26 protein-coding genes are annotated in these 25964 nt (G+C 66.4%); 13 read left to right on the top strand and 13 right to left on the bottom strand.

Features of this window, described 5'->3' with window-relative positions:
* The first annotated feature begins 87 nt into the window (after positions 1–87).
* The 10 genes from CJ177_RS13245 (at position 88) to CJ177_RS13195 (ending at position 9811) form a co-directional block, all read left to right on the top strand.
* On the top strand, positions 88–936 hold the full coding sequence (locus tag CJ177_RS13245) for a CoA ester lyase (RefSeq protein ID WP_005250757.1): 849 nt from the start codon (positions 88–90) through the stop codon (positions 934–936).
* Positions 933–1940: a MaoC family dehydratase gene (locus CJ177_RS13240; RefSeq protein WP_005250755.1), complete on the top strand. Its 1008-nt coding sequence runs from the start codon at positions 933–935 to the stop codon at positions 1938–1940. The genes CJ177_RS13245 and CJ177_RS13240 overlap by 4 nt, the downstream gene beginning before the upstream one ends.
* 25 nt (positions 1941–1965) lie before the next feature.
* Positions 1966–3177: a CoA transferase gene (locus tag CJ177_RS13235; RefSeq protein WP_005250752.1), complete on the top strand. Its 1212-nt coding sequence runs from the start codon at positions 1966–1968 to the stop codon at positions 3175–3177.
* 80 nt (positions 3178–3257) lie between these two features.
* Positions 3258–3452 carry a hypothetical protein gene (locus CJ177_RS48320; protein ID WP_257014511.1) on the top strand — a complete coding sequence of 65 codons (195 nt, stop codon included), beginning with the start codon at positions 3258–3260 and terminating at the stop codon, positions 3450–3452.
* A gap of 339 nt (positions 3453–3791) precedes the next feature.
* Entirely contained in the window at positions 3792–4604 is an 813-nt protein-coding gene (locus tag CJ177_RS13220; RefSeq protein ID WP_257014510.1) for an alpha/beta fold hydrolase, read from the top strand.
* A gap of 403 nt (positions 4605–5007) precedes the next feature.
* Complete coding sequence (locus CJ177_RS13215) at positions 5008–6369, top strand: NAD(P)-binding domain-containing protein (protein ID WP_095867899.1); 1362 nt, start codon at positions 5008–5010, stop codon at positions 6367–6369.
* Positions 6366–7703: a TRAP transporter large permease subunit gene (locus CJ177_RS13210; protein ID WP_005250744.1), complete on the top strand. Its 1338-nt coding sequence runs from the start codon at positions 6366–6368 to the stop codon at positions 7701–7703. Before CJ177_RS13215 ends, CJ177_RS13210 begins: the two co-directional genes overlap by 4 nt.
* A gap of 19 nt (positions 7704–7722) precedes the next feature.
* Positions 7723–7998 carry a hypothetical protein gene (locus CJ177_RS13205; RefSeq protein WP_005250742.1) on the top strand — a complete coding sequence of 92 codons (276 nt, stop codon included), beginning with the start codon at positions 7723–7725 and terminating at the stop codon, positions 7996–7998.
* Positions 7995–8990, top strand: coding sequence for a cyclase family protein (locus tag CJ177_RS13200; protein ID WP_095867898.1), 996 nt, complete (start codon positions 7995–7997; stop codon positions 8988–8990). The genes CJ177_RS13205 and CJ177_RS13200 overlap by 4 nt, the downstream gene beginning before the upstream one ends.
* 56 nt (positions 8991–9046) lie before the next feature.
* The gene (locus tag CJ177_RS13195; protein WP_025433344.1) at positions 9047–9811 is read left to right on the top strand and encodes an IclR family transcriptional regulator; all 765 of its coding nucleotides are present in this window, start codon (positions 9047–9049) and stop codon (positions 9809–9811) included.
* Between the two features lie 320 nt (positions 9812–10131).
* Here the strand turns inward: CJ177_RS13195 and CJ177_RS13185 are convergent, their stop codons facing one another.
* Entirely contained in the window at positions 10132–11238 is a 1107-nt protein-coding gene (locus CJ177_RS13185) for a LacI family DNA-binding transcriptional regulator (RefSeq protein ID WP_095867897.1), read from the bottom strand.
* 174 nt (positions 11239–11412) lie between these two features.
* Here CJ177_RS13185 and CJ177_RS13180 point away from each other — a divergent pair, with 174 nt between their 5' ends.
* From CJ177_RS13180 to CJ177_RS13170, 3 genes are all read left to right on the top strand, one after another.
* A complete protein-coding gene (locus tag CJ177_RS13180) occupies positions 11413–12351 on the top strand; it encodes a dihydrodipicolinate synthase family protein (protein ID WP_005250735.1) in 939 nt (312 codons plus the stop codon).
* A gap of 352 nt (positions 12352–12703) precedes the next feature.
* The gene (locus CJ177_RS13175) at positions 12704–13879 is read left to right on the top strand and encodes an Nramp family divalent metal transporter (protein WP_095867896.1); all 1176 of its coding nucleotides are present in this window, start codon (positions 12704–12706) and stop codon (positions 13877–13879) included.
* 88 nt (positions 13880–13967) lie between these two features.
* Positions 13968–14246 (top strand): YciI family protein, encoded by a 279-nt coding sequence (locus tag CJ177_RS13170; protein ID WP_095867895.1) that lies wholly within the window; start codon positions 13968–13970, stop codon positions 14244–14246.
* Between the two features lie 29 nt (positions 14247–14275).
* Here the strand turns inward: CJ177_RS13170 and CJ177_RS13165 are convergent, their stop codons facing one another.
* The 12 genes from CJ177_RS13165 to CJ177_RS13110 form a co-directional block, all read right to left on the bottom strand.
* Positions 14276–15250, bottom strand: coding sequence for an ABC transporter substrate-binding protein (locus CJ177_RS13165; RefSeq protein ID WP_095867894.1), 975 nt, complete (start codon positions 15248–15250; stop codon positions 14276–14278).
* Between the two features lie 268 nt (positions 15251–15518).
* Positions 15519–16352, bottom strand: a complete 834-nt coding sequence (locus tag CJ177_RS13160) for an ABC transporter permease (RefSeq protein ID WP_005250729.1) — start codon at positions 16350–16352, stop codon at positions 15519–15521.
* Complete coding sequence (locus CJ177_RS13155) at positions 16349–17200, bottom strand: ABC transporter ATP-binding protein (RefSeq protein ID WP_005250727.1); 852 nt, start codon at positions 17198–17200, stop codon at positions 16349–16351. The genes CJ177_RS13160 and CJ177_RS13155 overlap by 4 nt, the downstream gene beginning before the upstream one ends.
* 133 nt (positions 17201–17333) lie before the next feature.
* Entirely contained in the window at positions 17334–18311 is a 978-nt protein-coding gene (locus tag CJ177_RS13150; protein WP_061045913.1) for an ABC transporter substrate-binding protein, read from the bottom strand.
* A complete protein-coding gene (locus CJ177_RS13145; protein WP_005250725.1) occupies positions 18308–18556 on the bottom strand; it encodes a tautomerase family protein in 249 nt (82 codons plus the stop codon). Before CJ177_RS13145 ends, CJ177_RS13150 begins: the two co-directional genes overlap by 4 nt.
* A gap of 13 nt (positions 18557–18569) precedes the next feature.
* Positions 18570–19997 carry an MmgE/PrpD family protein gene (locus CJ177_RS13140; RefSeq protein WP_025433348.1) on the bottom strand — a complete coding sequence of 476 codons (1428 nt, stop codon included), beginning with the start codon at positions 19995–19997 and terminating at the stop codon, positions 18570–18572.
* Positions 19994–20782 (bottom strand): HpcH/HpaI aldolase/citrate lyase family protein, encoded by a 789-nt coding sequence (locus CJ177_RS13135; RefSeq protein WP_095867893.1) that lies wholly within the window; start codon positions 20780–20782, stop codon positions 19994–19996. The genes CJ177_RS13140 and CJ177_RS13135 overlap by 4 nt, the downstream gene beginning before the upstream one ends.
* A 5-nt stretch (positions 20783–20787) precedes the next feature.
* Positions 20788–21636, bottom strand: coding sequence for an SMP-30/gluconolactonase/LRE family protein (locus tag CJ177_RS13130; protein WP_095867892.1), 849 nt, complete (start codon positions 21634–21636; stop codon positions 20788–20790).
* A 122-nt stretch (positions 21637–21758) separates the two neighbouring features.
* Positions 21759–22661, bottom strand: coding sequence for a LysR family transcriptional regulator (locus CJ177_RS13125; protein ID WP_095867891.1), 903 nt, complete (start codon positions 22659–22661; stop codon positions 21759–21761).
* Positions 22662–22777: 116 nt separating this feature from the next.
* On the bottom strand, positions 22778–24373 hold the full coding sequence (locus CJ177_RS13120; protein ID WP_061045916.1) for a tripartite tricarboxylate transporter permease: 1596 nt from the start codon (positions 24371–24373) through the stop codon (positions 22778–22780).
* A gap of 16 nt (positions 24374–24389) precedes the next feature.
* Entirely contained in the window at positions 24390–24941 is a 552-nt protein-coding gene (locus tag CJ177_RS13115) for a tripartite tricarboxylate transporter TctB family protein (RefSeq protein WP_257014507.1), read from the bottom strand.
* Positions 24922–25947, bottom strand: a complete 1026-nt coding sequence (locus CJ177_RS13110; RefSeq protein ID WP_061697290.1) for a tripartite tricarboxylate transporter substrate binding protein — start codon at positions 25945–25947, stop codon at positions 24922–24924. The genes CJ177_RS13115 and CJ177_RS13110 overlap by 20 nt, the downstream gene beginning before the upstream one ends.
* Positions 25948–25964: the final 17 nt, after the last annotated feature.

Genomic DNA, 25964 nt, shown 5'->3' with positions numbered 1-25964 from the left:
CCCTTTGGGCTGGCCGTACATATCAGCCCGACCCGGGCTGTACATACCAGCCCGACCCGGGCTCCCAGACGCTAGGAATGAAGCATCGTGCAGAACCTCACCCGCAGGCGCGCCGTTCTGGTGGCCCCCGGATCCGACGAACGCAAGGCCGTCAAGGCGCTCCGGTCGACCGCCGACGAGGTGGTCCTCGACCTCGAGGACGCCGTCGCCTCGGCCAGGAAGGCCGACGCCCGCGACCTCGTGCGCCGTCTCGTGCGCGAGTCGGACGGCTCCCGGGCCGTCTCGGTCCGCATCAACGCGCTGACCACACCGTGGGCCGAGGACGACCTCGCCCTGTGTGCGTCCCTCGGCGCCGCGCTCACGAGCATCGTGGTTCCCAAGGCGGAGACAGCGCAGGATCTCGCGCACGCCGATCAGGCTCTCGCCGGTACCGACATCGGATTGCAGGCTCTCGTCGAAACTCCGGTCGGGGTGCAGAACATCGGCGACATCACCCGGTCCGTCGCCCGGCTCGAGTCCGTCATCATCGGCTACGCCGATCTCGGGGCGGCCCTCGGCCGTTCCCGCTCCGCCCTTCCCGAGCACTGGCTCGCGATCCAGGACGGCGTCCTCGTCGCCGCCCGCGCCGCCGGCATCCAGGCGATCGACGGCCCGTTCCTCGGAATCGCCGACGACGACGCCTTCCGCCACTCGGCAGCATGGACCAGCGCACTCGGGTTCGACGGGAAATGGGTCATCCATCCCGCGCAAGTCGAATCGGCCGCTTCGGCGTTCACCCCCACCGACACCGCCGTCGAGGACGCACGCCGCGTGATCGACGCACTCGCCGCCGCCGAGGCCGCGGGCAGCGGGGCCGCGCAACTCGACGGACAGATGCTCGACGAGGCCGTCGCGGTGGCCGCACGACGGGTCCTCGCCCAGGTAGGTGCGCAGTGACGATCACCCAGACGTACGTCGGTGGACCGTACTTCGACGAACTCGAGGTGGGGCAGGTGTTCGACACCGCCCCCGCCGTCACCCTGACCAGCGGCCTCACCGCCGCCCATCAAGCCATCCTCGGCGACCGCCTGCGGCTGCCCCTCGACGCGCACCTGTCCCGGGCCGTCACCGGATCCGGGGACGCCGTGGCGAACCCCGGCCTCGTCTGCGACGTCGCCATCGGACAGTCCACGCTCGCCACGCACCACGTGAAGGCCAACCTGTTCTACCGCGGCCTCCGCTTCCACCACTTCCCCCATCTCGGCGACACCCTGTACACCCGCACCGAAGTGGTGGGCCTGCGCGAGAATTCGGCGAAGCCGGGACGCAAACCCACCGGGCTGGCGGCACTCCGGATGACGTCCACCGACCAGGACGGCCGCACCGTTCTCGACTTCTACCGCTGCGCGATGCTCCCGTTGAGCGAGAACCCCGACGACGACCGCGTCCGCAAGTCCGACGACCTGTCCGCGATCGGTCCGCAGACCGAGCAGGCCTTCGCCGCCCCCGTGGGCTGGGACCTCGCCCGCTACCGCGACAAGGTTCCCGGACAGCACTTCTCGACCGACCTCGCCGGCGCGGTCCTGCGGAGCAGCGGCGATGTGGTCTCGAGCGCCCCCGAACTGGCGCGCCTCACCCTCAACATCGCGGCCACCCATCACGACGAACGGGTCGGCGCGGACGGACGGCTCGTCTACGGCGGGCACACCATCGGCATCGCTCTCGGGCAGGCCACGCGCGCGCTGCCCAACCTCGTCACGGTCCTGGGCTGGAAGTCCTGCGACCACACCGGTCCCGTCCACGAGGGCGACACCCTCACCAGCGAACTCGAGATCGAGAGCGCCGAGGCGTTGCCCGGCGGTGGCGGCGTCGTGCATCTGCGTTCACTCGTGTTCGCGCACAACGCCGCAGCCTCCGACGTTCCCGTCCTCGACTGGCGTTTCACCGCCCTCATGGCCTGACCTCCACCATCAAGGAGCTTCTCTCGTGACTGCCCACACTCCCCTTGCCGGACTTCGGATCGTCGAGGTCTCCAGCTTCATCGCGTCCCCCCTGTGCGGGCTGACGCTGTCTCAGCTGGGGGCCGAGGTGATCCGGGTCGACCCCGTCGGCGGCTCCGCCTGCTACAAGCGCTGGCCGGTCACGAGTGACGGTGAGAGCATCTACTGGACCGGTCTCAACCGCGGTAAGCGGTCCGTGGCCGTCGACATGCGAAGCCCCGAGGGGCAGGAACTCGTGCAGCAACTGGTCACGGCACCCGGTGCGGGTGGCGGAATCCTCGTCACCAACGCCGGTGGCCGTGACTGGCTCGCCCACGACGCGCTCAGCGCCCTGCGCTCCGACATCATCACCCTCGAAGTTCTCGGTGGCACCGACGGTTCCCCCGCCGTCGACTACACCGTCAATGCGGGACTCGGTTTCCCGTCCATCACCGGTCCCACCGATCATGCCGGCGTCGTCAACCACGTCCTGCCCGCGTGGGACGTGGTGTGTGGGCTGTACGCCGCGCTGGCCGTTGCCGCCGCCGTCCGGCACCGTGACGCCACCGGGGAAGGCACCCACATCCGCCTGCCGCTCGAGGACGTCGCGCTCGCCACCGCCGGTACGCTCGGCTACCTCACCGAAGTCCAGATCAACGGCACCGGCAGGCCGGCGACCGGAAACTCGGTCTACGGCACGTACGGAACGGATTTCACCACCAGCGACGGCGAACGGTTCATGATCGTCGCCCTCACCCCGCGTCACTTCCGTGACCTTGTCGCCGTTACCGGAACCACCGCCGCGGTGGAGGCACTCGCCACCGCACTCGACGTGGACTTCGCGCGCGAAACCGATCGCTTCACCCACCGCGACGTCCTCACGGCCCTGTTCGCCCGCTGGTTCCGCGAACACACCGCAACCGAAGTGGCCGAGGCACTCTCGAAGACGTCCGTACTCGCCGAGCGCTACCGCACCTTCGAGGAAGTCGTGAAATCCGGGGAACTCGAGAAGAACCCGATGTTCACTCCCCTCGATCAGCCGCGCATCGGCACCTACCTCGCTTCCGGGCATCCCGCGTCGTTCGACGGCCACCACGCCACCGTCGCACCCGCCTCCGCAGTCGGCGACGACACCGGCAGCGTGCTCCGGGACCTCCTCGGCAGCTCCGACTCCGACATCGCGAAACTCCTCGACAGCGGCATCGTCGGAGGGAAGTAACACGGTGACGAGGCGACGCTGCGGAAAACTTTGTTCCGCAGCGTCGCTCGTCGGCCGAGCGTTACCCGCTGATCACGGGAGTGCTTGCGCGGGAACTCATCCGCTCGGGTGTCGTCGCATCGACGGTGAACGGGTCGCTCGAATCGTTCGTCAAGGCTGGTGAGGTGACCCCGCCCGGCGATGTCGCCGAGACCATCGCGTTCCTCGCATCCGGACGCGCCCGGCACGCCACCGGAACCACCGTCGACATCACCGGCGCCGACTACGTCCGGTAGATCCGACAACCCTCCCGCACGAACGCCCCGCTCTCGAAAGGATCGAATCCTCCATGGCTCCAGACCATTCGCCCGGTCACTGGGTCACCGACTCCGACCTGGTAGTCGCCGCCGCAACCATCGTCACACGGTGGTGGACGACGCGGTTCGGGTAACGCCCTCGACCGAACGAGTCGGGTTCGACATTCGGCGAGGCCGGCGGTGAGCGGCTCATCAAAGAGTGCCTCCATCCGACGGAAGCTCATGGCAGGAATGTACTCATGAATGTCGTTTCTGACTCTGGGCGGGGAGGCCTGCCTCCGTCACAGTGGTTCCATGAGCGAAATGACGGAAGCGGTTGTGAGGACCGCAGTCCAGGTCGACGGCGAAGCGGCCAGCTACCTGACCGTCGAGCAGGACGGTCCGGTGGTGTTGCTGCTGCACGGAACGTATTGGAGCCGGGTCTGGCTTCCGGTGCTGGGCAGCCTCGCCGAGGCGGGGCTGCAGCCGATCGCGGTCGATCTCCCCGGGCTGGGGCGTTCGGGAGGCGAGCTCACCCTGGAAACGGCAGCCGTCCCGGCCCTTGCGGATTGGGTGGTGCGATTCGCGTCGGCACTGAAGATCTCCGGGCCGATCGCCGTGGCAGGTCATGACATCGGCGGCGCCGTCGCCCAGCATCTCCTCATTCACGATGGGCTGGAAGTGTCGCGGCTGGCGTTGGTCAACTCGGTCACCTACGACTCCTGGCCGGCGCCCCACGTGGCGCGGTTCCAGGGCCCGGGAGTCGACGCGGGAACCACCGTCGACGACGTTCTCGCCGCCCGCCGACAGGCGGTGACGGCGGCGCTGGCCGGCGCCGCCACCGAACGGCGGATAGCGGACTATCTGGATCCGTGGTCGGCTGCGCGGGTTCGCCGTTCCTGGATCGCTCTCGCGGGTGCGGCCGACAACCGCTACACCCTCGATCTCGTTCCAGCGCTGCGGCAGTCCACGACGCCCAAGTTGCTGATCTGGGGTGAGGACGACGCCTTCGAGACAGTGGAGTACGCCGAGCAGTTCGCCTCGGAGATCCCGCACACCACGCTTATCCGCATCCCGAATGCGGGGCACATCCCCACGGAGAACGCGCCCGAACAGATCGCACGCGAACTCATCGACTTCTTCTCGGCGTAGAATCTTCACCCCGTTTCAGTCTTCGTGATCCGGTGGTGTCGGCGAACGTGATGATCGACCGCCGATAGACCTCCGGTGAGCGCGCGAGTCGAGCCGAGACAAAACCTGGCCCGCACCAAACAAATTCACGAACCAGCCGCCACTTTCGATCCCTGTGGCCGGCACCCGTTCGTTGACGATGTTCATTCCGCGGCGCGTGGCCGGAGCGCACTGGACCTGGCTTCGAGCCCGTCGACCTTCCGCTAACCGATTTTTCGACATGCCGAAATGGTGCGTGGCATCTGCTGCCCGCACCTCTGTCCGACCGAACTCCCTGGACGTTCTGCGCCTTGACAAGCGCCTCTCACTGTGACCACCATTACTGCATCATGTGATAGAGGTTATCACAGTATGAGAGGAAATTATGAAGGTTGCGATCCTCGGCTTGGGCGAAGCCGGAAGTCTCTACTCGTCGGGATTCCTCGCACAGGGCTGGGAGGTGACCGGGTTCGACCCGGCCGACACCGCCACCCCCGCGGGAGTGCTGCGCTTCGACGACGTCGCCGACACCGTGCGGGGTGCGGATCTGGTGCTGAGCCTGACCAGCGCAAAGGTTGCGGTGCGGGCGGCGACCGACGCCGCACCGCATCTGTCGGACGGTTCCTGCTACGCGGACATGAATGCCGCGCCGGCCGAGATCAAGGCGCAGGTCGCCGACGTGGTCACCGCGGCCGGCGCTGCGTTCGCCGATGTCGCGGTGGTCGGGTCCGTCCCCGCCCACGGGGCGCGTACCGCCCTGGTGGTCAGTGGCGACGGATCGGCTTTGGCGGCAGCGTATTTCGAGGCGCTCGGCGCCGCGGTCGAGGACATCACCGGCGCTCCCGGGGACGCCTCGAACCGCAAGCTGCTGCGCAGCACGTTCATGAAGGGCCTCGGCGCGTTGATCGTCGAATCGGTCGATGCCGGGGTCGCCGCCGACGCCGAGCAGTGGGTGCGTGCGCAGATCGCCGGTGAGCTGTCCGGCAGCTTCTCAGCCCTCGACCGGCTGCGGGACGGCACCCGCAAGCACGCCGCTCGACGCACGGTGGAGGCGGCCGCTTCGGTCGAGCTCCTCGACGCGCTCGGTGTCCGCCCAGTTCTCGCGTCCGCCACGGCCGAGGCGCACCGCACTCTCGCCGACGCGAATGGTCGCGCCACCGACGAGTTGCTCGAGGCCTACGCCGGCCTTCCGGTCGCCAACATCGGCGACGCCCGCCAACGCATGGGCATGGTCGATTCGGGTATCCACGCAATGTGGAAGGGTGCACGCATCGTCGGCCGTGCTCGCACGGTATGGACCCGGGCCGGCGACAACAAGGCGCTGCACGAGGCGCTGGCAAAGGTACAACCGGGTGAGGTGATCGTCATCAACGGACAAGGCGACCAGAACCGTGCCCTGATGGGTGAGCTGATCGCCGAACGCGCCCGCTCCCGCGGCTGCGTCGGCATGATCATCGACGGCGCCGCCCGCGACATCGACGTCCTGCAGGAAATCGGGTTCGGCGTGTGGGCCCGTGCGGTGAACCCCTCGGGCCCCTACAAGGACGGCCCCGGCAAGATCGACGTCCCGATCGCGGTCGGCGGTGTCGTCTGCGCCCCCGGCGACCTCGTCGTCGCCGACGACGACGGCGTCATCATCATCCCGGCGGCCGAAGCGTTCACCAGCCTGGCGGGTGGCCGGGCGGTCGAAGCCGACGAGGCGCAGCGTCGCGCCGCGATCATCGCCGCCCGTAAGGTCGCGGCATGATTGCCATCTGGGCGTTGCTGGCGTTCATCGCGTCCATCGTCTTCTGGAATGCGGTGCTCAAACGCAACATCGGTGAGGCGATGATCGTCGGGTTCGTCGTCGTCGGTGCGTTCGCCGGCCGTGACGCCCCGAAATACATGTGGGAGGGCTTCGTCAACTCGATGCAGGAGGAAGTGACGTTCGCCGGGCTGGCGTTCATCTTCATGAGCTTCATCCTCGCGAAGACCCCGGTCCTCGACCGGCTCATCGACATCCTCAACTCGTTCCTCGGCCGCCTGCGCGGCGGTCCGATCTACACGTCCACCGTCGCCGGCGGCATGTTCGGTGCCATCGCGCATGTCGGCGCCTCGGTCACCGCCGCGGTCGGCTCAGTCACCGTGCCGTGGATGAAACGCTCCGGCGTCAGCGGCGAACTCTCCGCCACCGTCGTCGCCGGCTGCGCGGGCATGGGCGTGACGTTCCCGTTCAGCGCGACCATGTTCATCCTGGTCGGGTCCAGCACCGTCACCGGGATGATGGCCGCCGACGACATCATCGTCCCGCTCGCCATCGCCGGCCTCTGGTGCCTCGGCTACCGACTGGTGCTGAGCTACTACCTGGTCCGCAAGAACGGCTTGCAGCCGATCGCCCCGGAAGACCGAATCCCGGTGAAGCGGAGCCTGCGGGTCGGGTGGACCTCGCTGTTGCTGTTCGTCCCGATCCTGATCCCGCTACTACTCACCCGCGGTCCGATCGCCGCACCCATCGCGCACTACACCGACCTGGTGATGTCGAGTGCGCTGAGCCTGATCACCTGGATCCCCGTCCTGATGATCCTGCTGGTGCTCTTCCTCGGGCGCCGGCACCTACCCAAAACCAGCACGGGCTGGTGGAAGGTCCTCGGCGACGCCGCCCCCCAATTCGGCGTCATCGGTATCACCATCGTCGCCGCGTTCTCCGCATCGGCGGTGCTCGCCAAGCTGAAACTGCCTCAGCAGCTGACCGCGATGCTCGAAAGCCTCAGCGCACCGTCCTGGCTGATGGCGATCCTCGTCGGGATCATCATCGTCATCATCGCGATCCCGCTGACCGCCTCTGCCACCATGGCCTCGGTCGGTCCCGTCGCAGTCGCCGCCCTGGTCGGCACCGGCATCGCCGCACCCGTCGCCGCGGCCGCCGTCCTGGTCTTCGCGTCCACCGAGGGCGCCTCCCCACCCTCGGGCGCCCCCATCTACGTCGCCTCCGGGATTGCCCGGATCGACCCGTCGAAGATCTTCATGCCGCTCCTGAAGTACTACTGCATTCCCATCCTCGGCATCGGGGTACTGATCGCCCTCGGACTCCTCCCCGTCTAATCCCGCGACAGGACACATCATGTTCCAGAAATGCTTCTCCACCCTATTCCGCATCAGCGTCGTCGCATTCCTGCTCGGCGGATTGGCGATCGTGCTCGGCCAGACCGTCGGACTGATCCTCGGCGACGGCGTCGTCGTCACCCACGTCGAGGAACTGCTCGCCCCCTACGCCTACGGCGCCGCGGGCATCGCCGGACTACTCTCCTTCGTCCTGTCGTACTTCCACCACGGCGGAGAGGAGGACGCCCTCGGAAACGAGGACTCTCCCGCCCGCACCGCCGAACACGTCGGATGACCAGGCCCGTGGACACGATCGGTGCCGACTCCACCTACGCCGACCTGTGCGCCCGCACCGACGACGCCCCGGCCGGGTCGAGCTGGGGCATCTTCGACAACCGGGACCGCGGGACGGCGAACTTCGCCGGCCCCGCGCAGGTCCGCGACGCCGCCACCCTGGTCACCCGGGGTGCGGTGTTCGCCCTCGACTATCCGCTCGGGGCGTTCGACCCACCGATGGCCCGGTCGCGCACGGCGCCGAAGCACACCATCGTCTCCGCGCACGCCGAATCCCGTGACGACCTACTCGACGGCTTCTACCTGCAGGCCAGCAGTCATCTCGACGGATTGCGCCACCGGCGGGTGTCCGGGCACGGCTTCTACGGCGGCGTCCCCGACGACCGGATCACCGAAGGTAGTCCCGCTCTCGGGATCCAGGCCTGGTCGCAGGACCCGATCGTCGGCCGTGGGCTGCTCCTCGACCTCGAAGCGCTCCACGCCGAACGCGGGCATCCGCTCGACCACGCCCAGGGTCCGGCGCTCGACCCGGCCGATCTGGACGCCGCCGCGCAGCGCCAGGGCTGTGAGATCCGCGAAGGTGACCTGATTCTCGTTCACACCGGCTGGGCGCACTGGTACCTCACCGCCACCGACGACCAACGCAACGAGGTCCGGACCGGCCGCCGTGCCACCGGCTTCGCACAGAGCCGCTACCTCGCACAGTGGTTGTGGAACAACAAGATCGCGCTCTTCGGCACCGATACCTTCGCCGTCGAAGTTCTCCCCGTCCTCCCCGACAGTCCGTTCGCCGAGTCCGCCCCCGAGGACGCCGGCATGATGCACCAGGAACTGATCGGCAAACTCGGCGTCCCGCCCGGCGAACTGTGGAACCTCACCGCACTCGCCGAGGACAGCCGCCACACCCACACCTGGGACGCCCTGCTCACCGTCAAGCCACTGAACTTCGTCGGCGGGGTCGGTTCGCCCTGTAACGCGACCGCCATCCGCTGACAGGTTTATCGCACAATGATAAGTTTCATCGAAAGTAGGTGTATCGAGGAGGAAACATGGCGGCGCCGACCAACAACATGCGTTCCCTGGACCGCGCGTTCGACGTGCTCGGCGTTCTCCAGGAGGCCAAGCAACCCCTGCGACTCAGCGAGGTCGCCCGCCACGCCTCGCTGCACGTTGCGACCGTGCAGCGGATCCTCGGCGTGCTTCTCGAACGCGGGTACGCCGCCCGCATCGGTGACACCTACACCGCCGGCCCCGCTGCGCTCGCGGTCGCGCACGCTTTCATGGTCACCAATCCGCTCAGCGTCCTTGCCCAGCCCACGTTGCAGCAGCTCGCCGCGAGTACGGGGTTCACCGCGTCGATGTACGTGAAGGTCGAATCCTCCCGAGTGCTCATCGCCCGGGTGGAAAGCGACAACCCTCTCAACTACATCCTCCCCGTCGGAGAGCGCCTGCCGCTCTACCTGGGCGGCGCCGGGAAGACGATCCTCGCTCATCTCGACACCGCGGAGGTCGAGGAAATCGTCAGCGGTATCGGCGACATGGCATTGGCGAGCGGTGCGACCCTGTCGAAAGCGGAACTGTTCGCCCAACTCGACAAGATCCGCAGCGACGGCTTCGCCGTGTCGGTCAGCGAACGCCTCTACGGCATCGCCTCCGTCACCGCCCCCGTCCGAGCCTCCGACGGCACCCTGGTCGCCGTCCTCGGCGTCACCGGACCCGCCGACTCCCTCACCGACACCCGAATCGCCCAACTGATCCCCGAAGTCCGACGCGCAGCCACCACCGTCGGCACCCGGGTACCCGTCGCCGGCTAGCAGGACGACTTCGACGACGTCCATGGCTTGATCCCGGCGCGCGGATTCGAAACACTCACGCTCACAACCCCAAATCATCACTCGAGCCGCCACTTCCGTGCAGAACAACTTGGTGTTCTGGACGCGGCGACCGGCTTTCCGAAAACCCTTGCGGTCCTGCACGTATGCGGTCGCGTGCCGGATCGCCGCCTCCGCGTGCGCCGCTGCGAGTTCGGCCGTGTCCTGCTGGCGAAGTCCGATCTTCTTCAGGTTCCGCCCGACCGAGAATCCCGGACTGTCCGTCGGCGGCCCGAGCCCGAGTGGCGCGGGTCGCCTGCCGGTCAATCGTCAGTCATTATTCGTCCCGGTGACACGATTCCGGTGGCGGTCGCCGGGCCCGCCGCGATCGTGGCCCGGTGCGATCCGGACGAGCGCCGCGGGATCAGGGTGGGCATCGCGCGCCGGATCGGTTCGGCGACGGGGGTGGTGGCGAGCATCAGGTCGAGCGCGGTGGCGGCGATCTGGTCGAACGATGTGCGGACCGAGGTGAGCGGGACCGGAAGACGTTGCGACAGGGGGATGTCGTTGTAGCCGACCAGGGCGACGTCGTCGCCGACGGTCAACGAGCATCGGTGCGCGGCGGCGACGACTCCGAGCGCGAGATTGTCGTTGGCGGCGAAGACGGCAGTCGGACGGGACGCGGAGCGGAAGAGCCGGTTCCCGGCCTCCTCGCCGTCCTCGATGCCGAACGTCGTTTCGACGATCCACTCGGGCACTTCCGCGATTCCCGCTTCCCGGAGCGCCTTTCGCGCCCCGGCCAGACGACCGACGGCGGTGGACGCGAATAACGGGCCCGACAGGACGGCGATGTCGGTGTGCCCGAGGTCGATCAGATGGCGGGTGGCGAGATAACCGCCCGCCTCGTCGTCGCCGACCGAGGAGGGGCTGATTCCGTCGGTTCTGAGCACGAGAGCGTGGGGCACGCCGCGCTCCCGTAGCTCGCGCGGCAGGGGGTCGTCGCGCCGGCTCGAGGCGACGATCAGGCCGTCCACGTTCCGTGCGAGCAGCGTCCTCGCCGCGTCGGACTCGTCGGCGGGGTTGTCCCCCGTCGTGGCGACGACCGTGAAGTAGCCGAGGCGGGTCGCGGCTCGGCTGATCGCCTCGTACATCAAGGCCATGACGGTGTCGCTCAACCGTGGGACGAGGACGCCGATCGTCGCGGTCTGCCCGCGGCGCAGGCTGGAGGCGAAGGTGTTGCGCCGGTAGCCCAGTTGATCGGCGACCGCCCGCACTCGTTCGGCGGTCGCGGAGCGGGACGGCGGCACGCGATCGTCGAGCACTCGGCTGACGGTCGAGGTGCTCACACCCGCTGCGTCCGCCACTTCACGCAGCGTCACGACGTGCTTACCGTCCCGCGCCCGCTGGGGCGCGCTCCCATTGGCTTCCATGGTCTTCCTCTCTACCGCCTCGGCCCGGTCCTCCGCGCGTGAGGTAAGGCCTGATCACATCCGATTCGGAACGTGACCCTTGACACAGACACGATCGTATCGCACGATGAAATCGTTCACGGGAACGTTCCCGGGAACGTTTGCAAAAGTCTCCTTCGATGGAAAAGAGCGATCATGAGCACACTCGACCTCCGCGGCCTCACCCCGGCGCCGGTGACACCCTTCACCCGTGACGGCGACGTCGACTACGACGCCATCCAGCGCCTCGGCTCGTGGCTCGGCAGTGTCGACGGCGTCAAGGGCCTGGTCGTGCTCGGACACGCCGGCGAGGGCACCTTCCTCACCCAGGACGAGCAGGTTCGCGTCATCGCCGCTTTCAAGGACTCCGTCGACGGCCGGCTGCCGATCATCGCCGGTATCACCGGCGAAGGCACCGCGGTCTCCGTGGAGGAGGCTCGCCGCGCGGTCGACGCGGGCGCCTCGGCCGGCCTGGTGTACCCCTCCCACGGATGGCTGCGGTTCGGCTACCAGGACGGCGCCCCGCAGGATCGGTACAAGGCGATTCACGAAGGGTCCGGGCTGCCACTGATCCTGTTCCAGTACCCCGACGCCACCAAGGCCACGTACAACCTGGACACCCAGCTCGAGATCGCCGCCCAGCCCGGTGTGTTCGCCACCAAGAACGGTGTGCGGAACATGCGCCGCTGGGACCGCGAGATCCCGGTCCTGCGCCGCGAGAACCCCGACCTGCAGATCCTGAGCTGCCACGACGAGTACCTGCTGCACACCATCTTCGACGTCGACGGCCTGCTGGTCGGCTACGGCGGACTCGCGCCCGAGCCGCTGGTCGAACTGATCGCGGCAGGCAAGGCCAAGGACTACCCCGCGGCCCGGGCGATCCACGACCGCCTCCTGCCGGTGACGGCGAACGTCTACCACCGCGGCTCGCACATGGAAGGCACCGTCGCCCTCAAGGAAGGACTCGTCGCCCGCGGAATCCTCGAACACGCCACGGTGCGCTCACCGCTGCTGCCGCTGGCCGAGGGCGCAGGTGCCGAAATCGCCGCTGCGCTGCAGTCGGCCGAGCTGACCTCGGTCGTCGCCCACGCCTGACCCCGCTCGACCCGTCACTTCGGATTCACCGAATCCGCCGCACGCGGTGCCACCGCGTCGCGTGCCGGTTCTGCCGCCCGGCCCGGACACCCCGGGCCGGCCGGCACCGCCCGCAGCAGACCCGGCCCACTCCCGGCCGCAGGTTCCGTTCGCCCCTTCCGAGCCGGCAGCGTCGGATGACCCTCGTCAGTTGCGCCACACTCCTCGTCTGCGGTTCGAACACCAGAAAGTAGGCTCATCGATGAGTACATCAGCCGATCCCGTCGGAGGCGGTTCAGTGGTCGCAGACACCCCTCCGCCGCCCGGAGGTCGCGTCCGTCCCCAGCGCCGGTACTGGGTTCGGACCCTGGCCATGGCCGGTCCTGCGTTCATCGCCGGAGCGTGGCAGTTCGGGCCCGGCAACCTCGCCAGTGCCGTCCAGGCCGGCAGCGAGTACAGCTACTCCCTGATCTGGGTGATCGCCGTCTCGACCATCTTCATGCTCGTCTACGCCGACATGAGCGTCCGCCTCGGCATCCGCACCCCCGCGTCCATGATCAGCTCGGTCAAGGACATCCTGGGCCGCCGTGTCGGCGTCTCCGCCGGCGTCGGAGTCTTCATCATCACCCTGTGTTTCTCCGTGGGCAACGCCGTCGGATCCGGCCTGGGACTGTCGATGGTCTTCGGCGGGTCCCCGATAGTGTGGTCCGCTGTCTGCACAGTCTTCGTCGGACTGATCCTCTTGTTCCGCAACGTCTATCGAACCGTCGAACGCGTCCTGCTGGTGATCGTCGCCCTCCTCGCAGCCACCTTCGTCTTCAGCGCCGTCATCGCCCAGCCCGACTGGCTCCAGGCCGTGCACGGACTCGTCCCGAGCATCCCGCCGGGTGGACAACTGCTCGTCGTCGCCCTCGTCGGCACCAACTTCTCCCTCAACGCAGCTTTCTTCACTTCCTACGGCACCCACGAACGTAAGCGCACCGCAGCCGAATACCGGCAAACCACCATCGCCGACACCATCCCGGGCATCGTCGCACCCGGCATCATGACCTCGCTCGTGATCATCGTCGCCGCCGCCGTCCTCGGCCGCCAGAACACCGAAGCAACCACCCTCGCAGGCCTGGCGAAGATCTTCGAACCCATCGCCGGCCCGATCGGATCGACGATCTTCGCGCTCGGGCTGTCCGGGGCCGCGTTCTCCGCGATGGTCGCCAACGCCACCGCCGGAGGCACCATGCTCTCCGACGCGCTCGGCAAAGGACCGTCCCCCAGCACACCGACAGCCAAACGCACCAGCGCCGTGATCCTCGGCTTCGGACTCATGATCACGATCCTGTTCACGAAATCCCCTGTCCAGCTGATCATCTTCGCCCAGGCACTGACCGTGCTGATCGCACCGTTCCTCGGACTCCTGCTCTTCGTGATGAGCAACAACCGTCAGCTGATGGGCAACCTCCGTAACACCTGGTGGAAGAACATCATCGGCGCTTTGGGATTCCTCTCGATCCTGTCCCTGTCCGGCCTGCTGATCTACGAACTGCTCGGCTGACACCGACATGGGGCGGCACACTGCGCACCGCAGTGTGCCGCTCGACTGCTGCATCCACCCCTGAGGCAACCCCGAGGAATCAGAACCCATGCCACTCTTCGTCGTCGACTACACCTACTCAGCCGAGACCGCCGCAGGCCGTGACACGTACCGATCCGAACATCGAGCATGGCTCTCCGAACTGGTCGACCGCCGGACAGTCATCGCCTGCGGTCCGTACGCCGATGACAGCGGTGCCTTCATCCTCGTCGAGTCCGATACGACCGACACGGTCGCACAGCTTTTTACCCACGATCCCTTCGTCATCCACGGCCTGGTACCGGAACATCGCATCGTCGAGTGGACGCCGGTCATGGGTCGTCTCTAGAACTGGGACAGGGCACGATTCGGGGTCGATCACGGTGTGTTCGACACGTAGCTGGGGTCGTAGAGTTCGTCGACGGTGGGCAGTTCGTCGTGGACCGTCCCGTACTTGTCGGTGAGGTCGAGCCAGGTCTGCAGGCCTTGCTTGTCGACGAGCCCGTCGGTCGAGTAGTCCGGCATCGCGAAGTCGTAGGCGTCCTTGGCAGCGTCGTAGCTGATCTGGCTGTCATTCATCAGGATGGAGACGGCTTCGTCGGGGTGGTCGACGACCCACCGGGCGCTTTCCTTGTACGCCGACAGGAAGGCGCGGAATTCGTTCGGATTGGGTGTGAGGACTCGCTCACTGGCGGCGAACACCTGCGGGGTGAGCTTCGGGAACATGTCACGGAACTCGATGATCTTCCGTGCGCCCTCCGTACTTGCGGCGAGGGAGTATGGGGGAACGAGGCTGGCGCCGTCGACCTGCCCGGCCGAGAGGGCAGCCACCTGGGTGGCGAGGGGTCCGGAAGCGATGTAGGCCACGGTCGATGGATCTACCCCCATCGCCGCGAACAGGCCTTTGGCCAGGGTTTCTCCGCTGCCAGGTCCGCCGGTCGCGAGCTTGCGGCCGGCAAACTGTCCGATGGAGTCGATGCCCGGCTTGCTGTACAGCAAGTACTGCTGCTCGGTGAGGAGATTGGCGATGATCTTCAGATCCGAACCCGATGCCCGGGAGGAGATCACGCCTTCGGTGAGCATGGCCGCGACGTTGGCCTGCCCACTCGCCACCGCCGCGGTTGCCTCTGCTGTGCTCTTCACCCTGATGACCTCGACGTCGATGCCGTTCTTGTCGAAGATCCCCTGCTCGATACCGGCGGTCACGGCGAGGAACGAGCTACCGGTGATCGACGACGCCAGCTTGATCGTGGTACGGCCGTTCGCCGCGGACAACTCCGTGCTGTTGGCACAGCTAGCGACGAGGGCGAGCAACCCGGCACACGCTCCCGCCAGCAGCGCGCGTCGCTTCATCGCTGTCCTGCCGAGGTCGCGTGTAGTTGCCTCAGCAGGTGCGCTCGCCGGGCCGAGCGCGTGGGCACGTCCGGTTGACGCCGGCGGGTACCTCTCATGCATCTGACGGTGTGGTGAGCTTGCCGAATCTGCTCCAGTGCTGTGCTCATGTGCCTTGGGACTCCTCGTACGTGCGCGCTGTTGGCAGTTGGGCGGCGCTGGACACGGGCCGGATGAACCGCAGATCAGCGCATCGGTGGCGGAATGCGACGGTAGGTCGCGAGGTCGATCACGCGATTGTGGTGTCTCGCCAGGGTGCGAGTTTCTTTTCTACGACCTTGAGAAGCCCCATCATCACGACCGAGATGACGACCATGATCATGACTGCGGCAAGGTATCGAGAGGTGTTGAAGACCTCCGCGTCGGCGCGGATGCGGTAGCCGATGCCTTCGGTTGCTGCGATGTACTCGCCGACGACCACAGCGATCATTCCCTTGCCGATCGCGAGTCGAACACCGGTGATGAAGAAAGGAATCACGGAGGGGAAGGTGACATCTTTGTAGATCGACAGTCCGCTGGCGCCGAAGGAGCGGGCAGCGCGCAGCAGCACAGGATCGACGGTTCGCACGCCTTCGATCATGTTGATGATGACCGGGAAGATTGCGAGGATCGCGACGTTGGCGATCTTCGATCCCATGCCGAGACCGAACCAGATCACCAGCAGAGGGGTGAGGACGAGGATCGGGGTCGAGTACAGGGCGTTGATGATCGGGTCGAAGGCGTGGTTGAGGCGGCGATTCGAGCCGAGGAGCAGTCCGATCGGGACGCCGAGACCCAGGGCTATCGCCATGCCGATGGCAAACTCGATACCGCTCACCCGCAGATCTGACCAGAGCGGGCCTTCCGTCAAAGACGTGAATCCACCCCAGATCTCGCTCGGTGAGCTGAAGAACAGCGGGTTCCACAGGCCCATCCTGCCCAGTATTTCCCAGACCACGAGAATGATGACGACTGTGCCGATCGGCAACCAGTAGCGTTCGTAACGGCGCCAGGTGCTGGGCTGCCGTGCGGGTGTCGGGTCCTTCTGCGACCGGTCGGATCGGTTGGCTGCTGTCGTGGTCATCGGGTAGGTCCTTCTTCTTCACGTGCGCGGGTCTCGTTGACCTCTTGCCGAAGGTGCATCCAGAGTTGCTTGCGGTAGGCCTCATAACGGGCCGGGTAGTCGTCACTGTCTTCGTCGGGGAGGTCGACGGTGACGGCTTCGCGGATCCGGCCGGGGCCGGCGGTCATCAGCAGGATTCGGTTGGACAGCTGCAGCGCTTCGTCGAGGTTGTGGGTGACGAAGACGACCGTCCGCTGCTCCTCTTGGACAAGGGCGCGAACATCTTCCCTCAAGATCTCGGCGTTCTGCGCATCGAGCGCGCCGAAAGGTTCGTCCATCAGAAGAATTTGCGGTTGCACGGCAAAGGCGCGGGCGAGTCCGACTCGTTGCTGCATGCCTCCCGAAAGGTGCCGAGGGTACAACTTCGACGATCGGTCCAGGCCGACCTTCTTCAAGTACTCGTGCGCGATGTCATACCGCTCCTTCTTCGCCAGATCTCTGCGGCGATAGCGCAACCCGAGCTCGACGTTGTCGAGCACGGTCTTCCATGGCATCAGCGCGAAGTTCTGGAACACCATCGAGCGCGAGGGCTCGCCTGGTAGTGGCCTTTGCCCATTGACCCGCACGCTTCCTGCGAGTGGTTGCGCCATTCCGTCGAGCAACGTCAACAGGGTGCTCTTACCGCAACCGCTGGGCCCGATGATCGAGATGAAGTCGCCGGCTCGGCCGTCGAAGCTGACGTTGTCGATGATCGTCTCAGCTCCGTAGCCGAAGACCACGGAATCGACTTCCAGGATCGGCGGAACACTGCGGTCGGTCGTGGCCACGCGCGTTGATGCCGCTGCGGGGATTTTCGTCGGTGCAGTCATTGGTTCTCCAAGTTGGTTCCATGCCGGCGGATCGGCTCGGCAGGATGGTCAGATCGGACCATCAGGTCCCGCAGATCTGAGGACTTCGCGAATACTCGGGGAGTGTGCGGAGGTGTCATGGCCGGGGAACAGGCTAGGGCGCGTCTTGCGTGTAGGTCGGGTCGTAAAGTTCTTCGACGGTGGGTAGTTCGTCGTGGATCGTCCCGTATTTGTCCGTAAGGTCGAGCCAGGTCTGCAGGCCTCCCTTGTCGACGAGTCCGTCGGTCGAGTAGTCCGGCTTCGCGAACTCGTAGGCGTCCTTGGCAGCGTCGTAGCTGATCTGGCTGTCGTTCATCAGGATGGAGATGGCTTCGTCGGGGTGGTCGACGACCCATCGAGCGCTTTCCTTGTACGCCGACAGGAAAGCGCGGAATTCGTCCGGGTTGGGTGTGAGGACTCGCTCACTGGCGGCGAACACCTGCGGGGTGAGCTTCGGGAGGATGTCGCGGTACTCCACGATCTCCTTCGACCCCGATTCTGCCGCGGTCAGATCATAGGGCGGGACGAGGCCGGCGCCGTCGACCTGCCCGGCGACCAGTGCAGCCATCTGGGTCGACGCCGCACCGGACGGAATGTATTGCACGCTTGCCGGATCCACCCCTGATCGTTCGAAGAGTCCCTTGGCGAGGATCTCGGTGCCGCTGCCTGGTCCGACGATGGCCAAGCTGTGGCCGACGAACTGTTCGATGGAGTCGATGTCCGGCTTGCTGTACAGGATGTGCTGATCCTCGGTGAGGAGGTTGGCGATGATCTTCAGGTCCGAACCCGATGCCCGGGAGGAGATCACGCCTTCGGTGAGCATGGCCGCGACGTTGGCCTGCCCACTCGCCACCGCCGCGGCTCCCTCGGCGGTGCTCTTGACCTTGATGACCTCCACGTCGATGCCGTTCTTGTCGAAGATCCCCTGCTCGATACCGGCGGTGACGGCGAGGAACGAGCTACCGGTGATCGACGACGCCAGCTTGATGGTCGTGCGGCCGTTCGCCGCGGACAACTCCGTGCTGTTCGCGCAGCCGACGACGAGGGCGAGCAGTCCGGCACAGGTACCCGCGAGCAGCGCGCGTCGTTTCATCGCTGTCCCACCGCTGACGGATCCGCGGGCTGGGAGTCGGCGGCGTCGACGGCGGCCGGTGCGGGGTCGCTGAACAGGCGTCCGCCGCGGGCCAGGTCGTGGCGTTCGATCTCGAAGAAGGTGATCCGGACCCCCTCAGGGGCGATACCGAAGGCGTCGACGGCAGCCTGGGTGATTCCCTGGACGAACTGACGACGCTGGTCAAGGGTGCGGCCTCGGAAGATTTCGACGGTGATGTTAGGCATTTCGGGGTCCCCTTCAGAGTGCGGTGGTTGCGGATTCGAGTTCGGTCGGCGAACTCGGGAAGTGGGGTGTGCGTGTGGATTCGGCCAGCACCTCGCGGACGTTCGTGCAGTGCTCGAGGTTGCGCAGCCGGGCGAGCAGTTCGGTGCCGTCCCAGACGACTCCGGGGACGGCCATGCATTCGGCGAACTTGCCGTCGAGCTCACTGTCGGTGAGCGGGTCGTGGGTGTAGCCGTGCGGCATGTCTCCACGTGCGTGCACCGTCTCGCCGTTCTTGGTAGTGATTTGTACTGTTGCGTACCATTTTTCGTACTCACCGGGCCCGACGGGAGGGGTCGTGGATTCACAGGTGTCGACCAGCGGGACGAGGTGTTGGATCTTCTCGTCGATCACATGGGTGTCGGTGAAGGTATCGAGCCCGAGCCGGCCGTCGACCAGTGCTGCCGCCACCGTGTATTCCATGCTGAACTTCGCCTGGTTTCCCGTGGTCGGGCGATGATGGATTGGCCCGGTCAAGCCGGTGGGCTGCACGGTGACCTTGATCGCCGCGACATCTCGGGTGTTCAGTCCCGCCTTGGCGAGATCGACTGCGGCATCGCCCGCGGGGTGGACGGCATAGCACGCCGGGTACCGCTTGACGTTGAGGCCACGGGTAGTGACTGTCCACCGTTCTCCGAGCACCGACTCGACCTTCGACAGGTCCGAGTCGACACCGAACAGGTGGAAGAACCCGATCGGGGCTTCGAGCTGATCCGGGTCGGCGTCGATACCTGCCGCCGCGAAGCGGGCGGCGAGCAGACCGTTCATAGCCGCCATTCCCGCATGGACCGGCTTGACGCTGAACCCGCAGTTCTGCCGGCTTCCCGCCGCCATGGAGGCGGCGATTCCCAGCGCAGACTGGATCTCGCGGATGGTCAGGCCCTCGAGCCGTGCCACTGCGGCAGCGACACCGAGCACGCCGACAGTTTCGGTCGCGTGCCATCCGTGAGCCCAATGCGGCCGGACCGGCAGTGCTTCGGACACTGCGCACATCACCTGATGGCCTACGACGTAGGCCTCGAGCATCGCACTGCCGGACAGCCGGTTCTCCTCACCACTGGCGAGGATCGCCGGCACCAGCACCACGCTCGGGTGCCCGTTGACATCGGACAGGTGGTCGTCGAAGTCCAGTGCATGACCCGCCGTGCCGTTGATCAGTGCGGCGTGCGCGGCGGAGACACGCTCCCCGCTGGTCAACAGGGTGGCTGCGCGGTTCGACGATCCGCCCTCGGGAACCATCACACTCTGCGCCGCGGACACCACCGGCTCGTGTGCACCGGCGACCGCGACGCCCACGGTGTCGACGAAGGCCCGAACCGCCATCCGAGCGGCCTCGGCATCGAGTGGATGCGTCGGTGCGGCCGCGACGAACTCGGCAATCTGACGGGTAACGGGAGGGATCATCGGGTGCCTCCGGCGACCGGCTGAACAGCCGGGCTGCGGTCGAGCGCGGAGTGCAGCACCGACGCCGCACCCGACATCAGCCGCGCCTGTGACGCCAAGAGGAAGGTTGCGCCGCACTCGGCTGCCGCGGCAGCGTCGGTCGGGGAACTGGCTGACATTCCGATGGCCTTCCCACTGGTACGAACGGTGTCGATGATCCGGTCGATCGCCGACTGGACCTCCGGATGATCGCTGCGACCGATGTGGCCCATCGAGGCGGCGAGATCCTGGGCGCCGACGAGAACGATCCGGACCTCGTCGATCGCGATCAGATCGGGCAGCGAGGCGATCCCGTCCAAGGATTCGATGTGGACGATCAGGGACACCGACTCGGCCACGTGCCGGAACTGTTGGTAGCCACCCGGGTAGTGCCCGAAGCGGTTTGCCCTGGACCGTCCGATGCCGCGGGTCCCGCGGGGGGCGAACCGGGCGCAGTCGAGGATCTTCTCTACTTGCTGCGCGGTGTCGACGTGGGCGAGTTGGAAGTGCGCTATTCCGAGGTCGAGGCAGTTCGCAACCAGTTCGGGTGAGTGTGGAACCCGGGCGATGACGGTGGCCTCGGTGAGCTCGCACGCCCGCACGATGTTTTCGACGGTGTTCCAGTCGGGGTTGCTGTGCTCGAAATCGATCGCGATCGCGGCGAACCCGTTGTGCGCGAGAAACTCCGCGGTTCCGGGCGTGGGGAAGTCGAGGGTGACGGCGGTGACGTGACCGTCGAGATCGTGTCGGTGCTGCAGGGTGTGCATGAGAGTCAGGCCTTGTTGCGGAACGGGTGCAGCAGCAGACCGGCGCTGGGCCAGTCGGCGCTCAGAACCTGGCCCTTGTCAGAGTCGGTCACGATGAGCTGCTTGTCCGGTGAGATCGCGACGTTGGTGTACTTCGTGCCTTCACCCGGTGCGATGATGTCGAGAAGCTTGCCGTCGGGACCGTAGACCTGCAGGTCGCCCGGCGCGGTACCGGTGATGGCACCGATCACCATGTTGCCGTCGACATCCCAGGCGAATCCGTCCGGGCGGCCGTGAGCGAGTTGGACGAAAAGCTCGGGGGTACCGAGCTTGCCTCCGGGAGCGAACGGGAATCGCAGGATGCGGCCCTCGGCGCCCTGAGCGACGTACATGGCGTCGTCCTCGCGGCCGAATCCGATTCCGTTCGGGTACCACGCAGTCGACGTCAGGAGCTCGGATTCGCCTGTGGTGACATCGATCCGCCACAGCCGGCCGTCGTCCCGTCGCGGGCCGCGGCTCGGGTCGGTGACATACAGGAATCCGTCGGGTCCGAAGCAGAGATCATTCGGGAAGCACGGGTCGGTCGAGATGGTCCGAACCAGGCCTTCGGGGCTGATCGCCTGAACGCCGCCGGTGACCCCCGGCCACCGGTGGGCCGGGAACTGGCCGCCGTTCTGCGCGACATAGATGCTGCCGTCGGCACCCTCGGTCGCGCCGTTCGGTCCGGCACCGGTCAAACCCAGCGTGGAGGTCTCGCCGTCCCGGACGAGGTACACGCGGCCTCGGTCGATGGAGGTGAACACGATGTCACCGGCCTGAGTGAAAACTGGCCCTTCGGTGAACCCGACATCGGTTGCAATGGTATGAAATTCCACGAGATCTCCTGTGATGTGAAGCCCAGCTACGTCTCACTGGTGCTGCACCTCACACTATTTTCGAGTTCCCTTCGGTACAACCGGCATTGGGCGATAGCTGCATCGGAAATTCCGATAGTTTGTCAGCTGGCGCGGCGGCGGAGTTCGGCACGACCCAGCCGTGCGTTGTGCAGCAAGGTGCGCACCGCCGGTGTCTCGAAGGTCGGGCTCCACGCGAGTTGCAGCGCGACCTTGCGCACCGCCTCAGACAAGGGGACGAAGACGACGTCGTCGCGGGATCTGTCCCGGAACGACTCGGGTTGAACCGACACCCCCAGACCCGCACCGATGAAAGCCATCTGGGTTTGCATGTCGGAGCCCTCGATCATCTGGCTGGGCACACAGTCGTGCTGGTGGCACGTCGAGATGAGCTGGTCGTAGAAACTGGGGTTACGACCCCGGGGCCAGAACACGAAGGGTTCACCGTTGAGGTCGGAAAGGGACAGCGTGTCAGCCTGCGCGAGGCAATGATCCGAGGGCAAGACGGCCCACAGCGCCTCTTCCATCAGCGTTTCGACACGCAAGCCGCGGCGCCTGACGAGGCCGCGCACGAACCCGACGTCGAGCTCACCGGCGACGAGCTTGCGTACCTGCGCCTCGGTCGAAAGGGTGTGAATGCTCACGGCGAGATCGGGGGACGCTCGAATCAGTCGCCGCAGGATCAGGGGGACGGCCCGGTGCAACGCCGGCCCGACCGCTCCGACTCGCAACTCCCCCGATTGTCCCATCGCGTGCTTGCGGACGACCTCTTCGAGTCGGCTCAACTCGGCGATCGTGGTTCGGGCTCCCGCCAGCAGCGCTTCCCCTGCGGAGGTGAGGCGCACGCTGCGGCTCGATCGCAGGAACAGTTCGGCATCGAGATGCTTCTCGAGCAGGCGGACCTGTTCACTGATCGTGGACTGGGCGACACCCAGCCGTGCGGCCGCCTTGCTGAATTGCTCGTCCTCGGCCACCGCTATGAAATATCGCAACTGCCGCAACTCCATTGACCGTTCCTTCCTCTCTGCGCTCTCCAGGTACCGGGCAGCCCTTCTGGCTCGTGCCCAGTACCTGGAGGGATCGGAACGGTCTTGGGGAACCGGGTGGTGGAGGACTGCGGCCGCTATTTCTTCTCGACGAGACGGTGCTGCCCGGCGGAGGGTGCGCTGCCGTCGGAAGCGGACGGCCCGTTCTCCGGAGCCCCCGACGACTCGGATGAGACGGCGCCATCCCCTTCGCGCCTGGCTCGCGCGCGGAACAAGCTGACCACGGAGTAGCAGATGATCGCGGCGACCAGCAGAAGGATCGTGAGCGAACCCGGTCTGGTCACGAAGATGTCGAAGCTGCCTCCGGAGAGGATGAGCGACTGACGCAACGCCGATTCGAGGATTTCCCCGAGGATGAATGCGAGGACCATAGGCCCGAGCGGGAACCCCCACAGCCGCATCAGATATCCCACGACGCCGAACGTGATGGCCACCCACATGCTCCAGGTGTTGTTGTCGATCGTGTAGAGGCCGATGAGGCTGACCGCGACGATCAGCGGGGCAAGCACGCTGAACTTCAACCGCAGGATCTGCACGAAGACACCGATCAGCGGCAGGCTCAGGATCAGCAGGACGACGTTGCCGATGTACATCGAGGCGATGACGCCCCAGAACACGTCCGGGTGCTCGTCGACCAGTTGCGGCCCGGGCGTGATCCCGTGTACGAGCAGGACGCTGAACAGTAGGGACACCGTGACATTGAATGGGATTCCCAGACTCAGCAGCGGCACGAACGCCGACGTCGAGGAGGCATTGTTCGCAGTCTCCGGCCCGGCGACACCCTCGATCGCTCCCTTTCCGAACTCTTCGGGATGCTTGGCGACCCGGCGTTCGACGCCGTAGCTGACCAGCGAGGACACGAGACCACCGCCGCCGGGGACCAGCCCGACGAGCGTGCCGAGAACGGAGCCCCGGCCGATCGCCCCGCGGCTGCGCCGCAGATCCGCCCGGGAGGGGAAGACCCGGCCGATTTTGGTGGTGACCGTATCGCCGTCCTCCTGGGACCCTGGGCGCAGGTTGTAGAGCACCTCACCGATACCGAACAGTCCGAGCACAATCGCGACGACGTCGAAGCCGTCGACCAGTTGCAGGGAATCACCACTGAACCGCACGGCGCCGGAGATCGGATCCAGGCCAACAGTGGCGAGGAACAGCCCCGCGCCGGCGGCGACCATGGCCTTGGAGAATGAACCCCCGCCCAGGTACGCGATGAGCATCAGCCCGAATATCGCGAGGGTCGCGTATTCCGGTGGGCCGAGATGAAGCGCCAGGTCGGCCAGTGCCGGGGCGAAGAAGGTGAGCCCGACGAGGGCGACCGTCGCACCGACGAAGGACCCGATCGCGGAAATCCCCAGAGCCGGTCCGGCGCGGCCTCGGCGGGCCATTTCGTACCCGTCGATTGCCGTGACCACCGACGCCGCCTCTCCCGGAAGCCGCAGCAACACCGAAGTGACGGTGCCGCCGTACATTACGCCCGCGTAGACGCCGGCGAGGAGGATGATCGCCGTCGCCGGCGACATCGCGTAGGTGAAGGGGATGAGGATGGAAATGGTGGTGATCGGGCCCAGCCCGGGAAGCACCCCGACGACGATGCCGAGAATGCAGCCGAGGAGCACCGCGAGAAGGTTGATGGGCTCGAACGCAACGCCGAACCCGTGGAGGATCGCATCCATGGTGACTGTCCTTCGATTACGGAATCGCCGTCAGCGGCGCCGGGAACGGCGTCGAGATGAGGACTCCGAAAAGCAGATAGAGCGCTGCGGTGCCGAGCACTGTCCAGATCACCACGGAACGCCAGGGGAGTTTGCCGAGCAGTCGGGTCCAGAGCGCGAACACCGCGATCAGCGCCACGATGACGCTGACGAAGCTGAACAGCAGCACGAACACGATTGCCAGCGCGACACCGAACGCGGGCCGAGCCGATCCTCGCAATGATTCGACGCGCTCCCCCAGTGCCGTCTGGACGATGGTGGCCACACCGGCCGCCGTCATCAATGCACCTGCGGCCAGCGGCCACAACCCGGGCCCAGGCTTGCCGAGCGTCCCCACTCCGAGGTCGATCGCAAGCCATATCGCGATCACCCCCAGCAGGGTCACCCCGACATGGACGAGCAGGGACGCCGTCAGACCGAACAGATCCTTCGACACCTCGACCTCGCGCGGCTCATCGAGGGAAGCCACGACATCGTTGTGCTCGCGCCGTTCGGCTTCTTCGATCCGATCAGATGAGTCCAGCTTCATGGAGCACCTCTCCTGTCTCGGAGTACTCACGGGCAATGTCCGCGCGGTACTCCTCCGGGCTCCCGAAATTGGGGACTGCGCCGGTCAATTCGATCTGCTTTCGGATCTCCGGGTCTTCGAGGGCATCCCGGATCGAGTTGGATATCTCGCGTAGGTAGGGCTCGGGGAGATCTTTCGGAGCGATAAATCCTGACGTGATGTCCGTCGCGACGTCGTATCCGGATTCTTTCAGGGTGGGCACGGAGGCGTACTCGGCACCCTTCACGCTGCCGAGGTTGGCGAGAATCCGGAGGTCGCCGGAGCGAACCGAGGCGGCGAAACCGGATGGAGAGCCGGCTGCCCCCTCGACGTTTCCGCCGAGCAGGGCGGTCACCGCCTCGGCGCTGCTTTCGAACGGAACCTGGGTCGTTTCGATGGCTGCTGCTGCATCCAGCTTCTCCATGGCCAGGTTGGCTGGATTTCCGGCGCCGGTCGAGGCGTATCGGAACGAGCCCGGATCTTCTCGCACGCTCGCGATCATGTCGCCCACCGTCTGCCAGGGCGAGTCTGCCGGCACAGCCAGCACGATCGGTGCCACCGCGACACGGGCGACCGGCGTCACATCGTCAAATGAGTAGACGGTGCGACCGTAGTGCGGCTGCACCGTCAGCGGCCCGCCGGCAATGAACCCGAGGGTGTACCCGTCAGGGCTCGCAGCAACGACTCGGGTGGTGCCGATCGTTCCAGCACCGCCGGGTTGGTTGAGCACCACCAGTGGTTCGTCACCGAGACCTTCGGCCACCGGCTGTGACAGCGAGCGGACCATCTGGTCCGTCGCACCACCGGCCTCGTAGGGAACGACTACCTCGATCGTGTCCGAGGGATACTTCCCCGCGTCGACCGGACCCGAGCCGGAGGCCCCACCCGGGCCGACAGAACACGCCGTCGACACGGCGGCGACCGTGGCGAGCGTCGCCCACGACAGGACCGCGTGAGATGCGCGCGGTCGTTGGTGTATTCCGAGCATGCGAACTCCGTTGTTCG

This window comes from Rhodococcus sp. ACPA1 (assembly GCF_002300195.1).
GTDB classification, from domain to species: domain Bacteria; phylum Actinomycetota; class Actinomycetes; order Mycobacteriales; family Mycobacteriaceae; genus Rhodococcus_F; species Rhodococcus_F opacus.
This window is presented reverse-complemented; position numbering and strand designations above follow the sequence as displayed.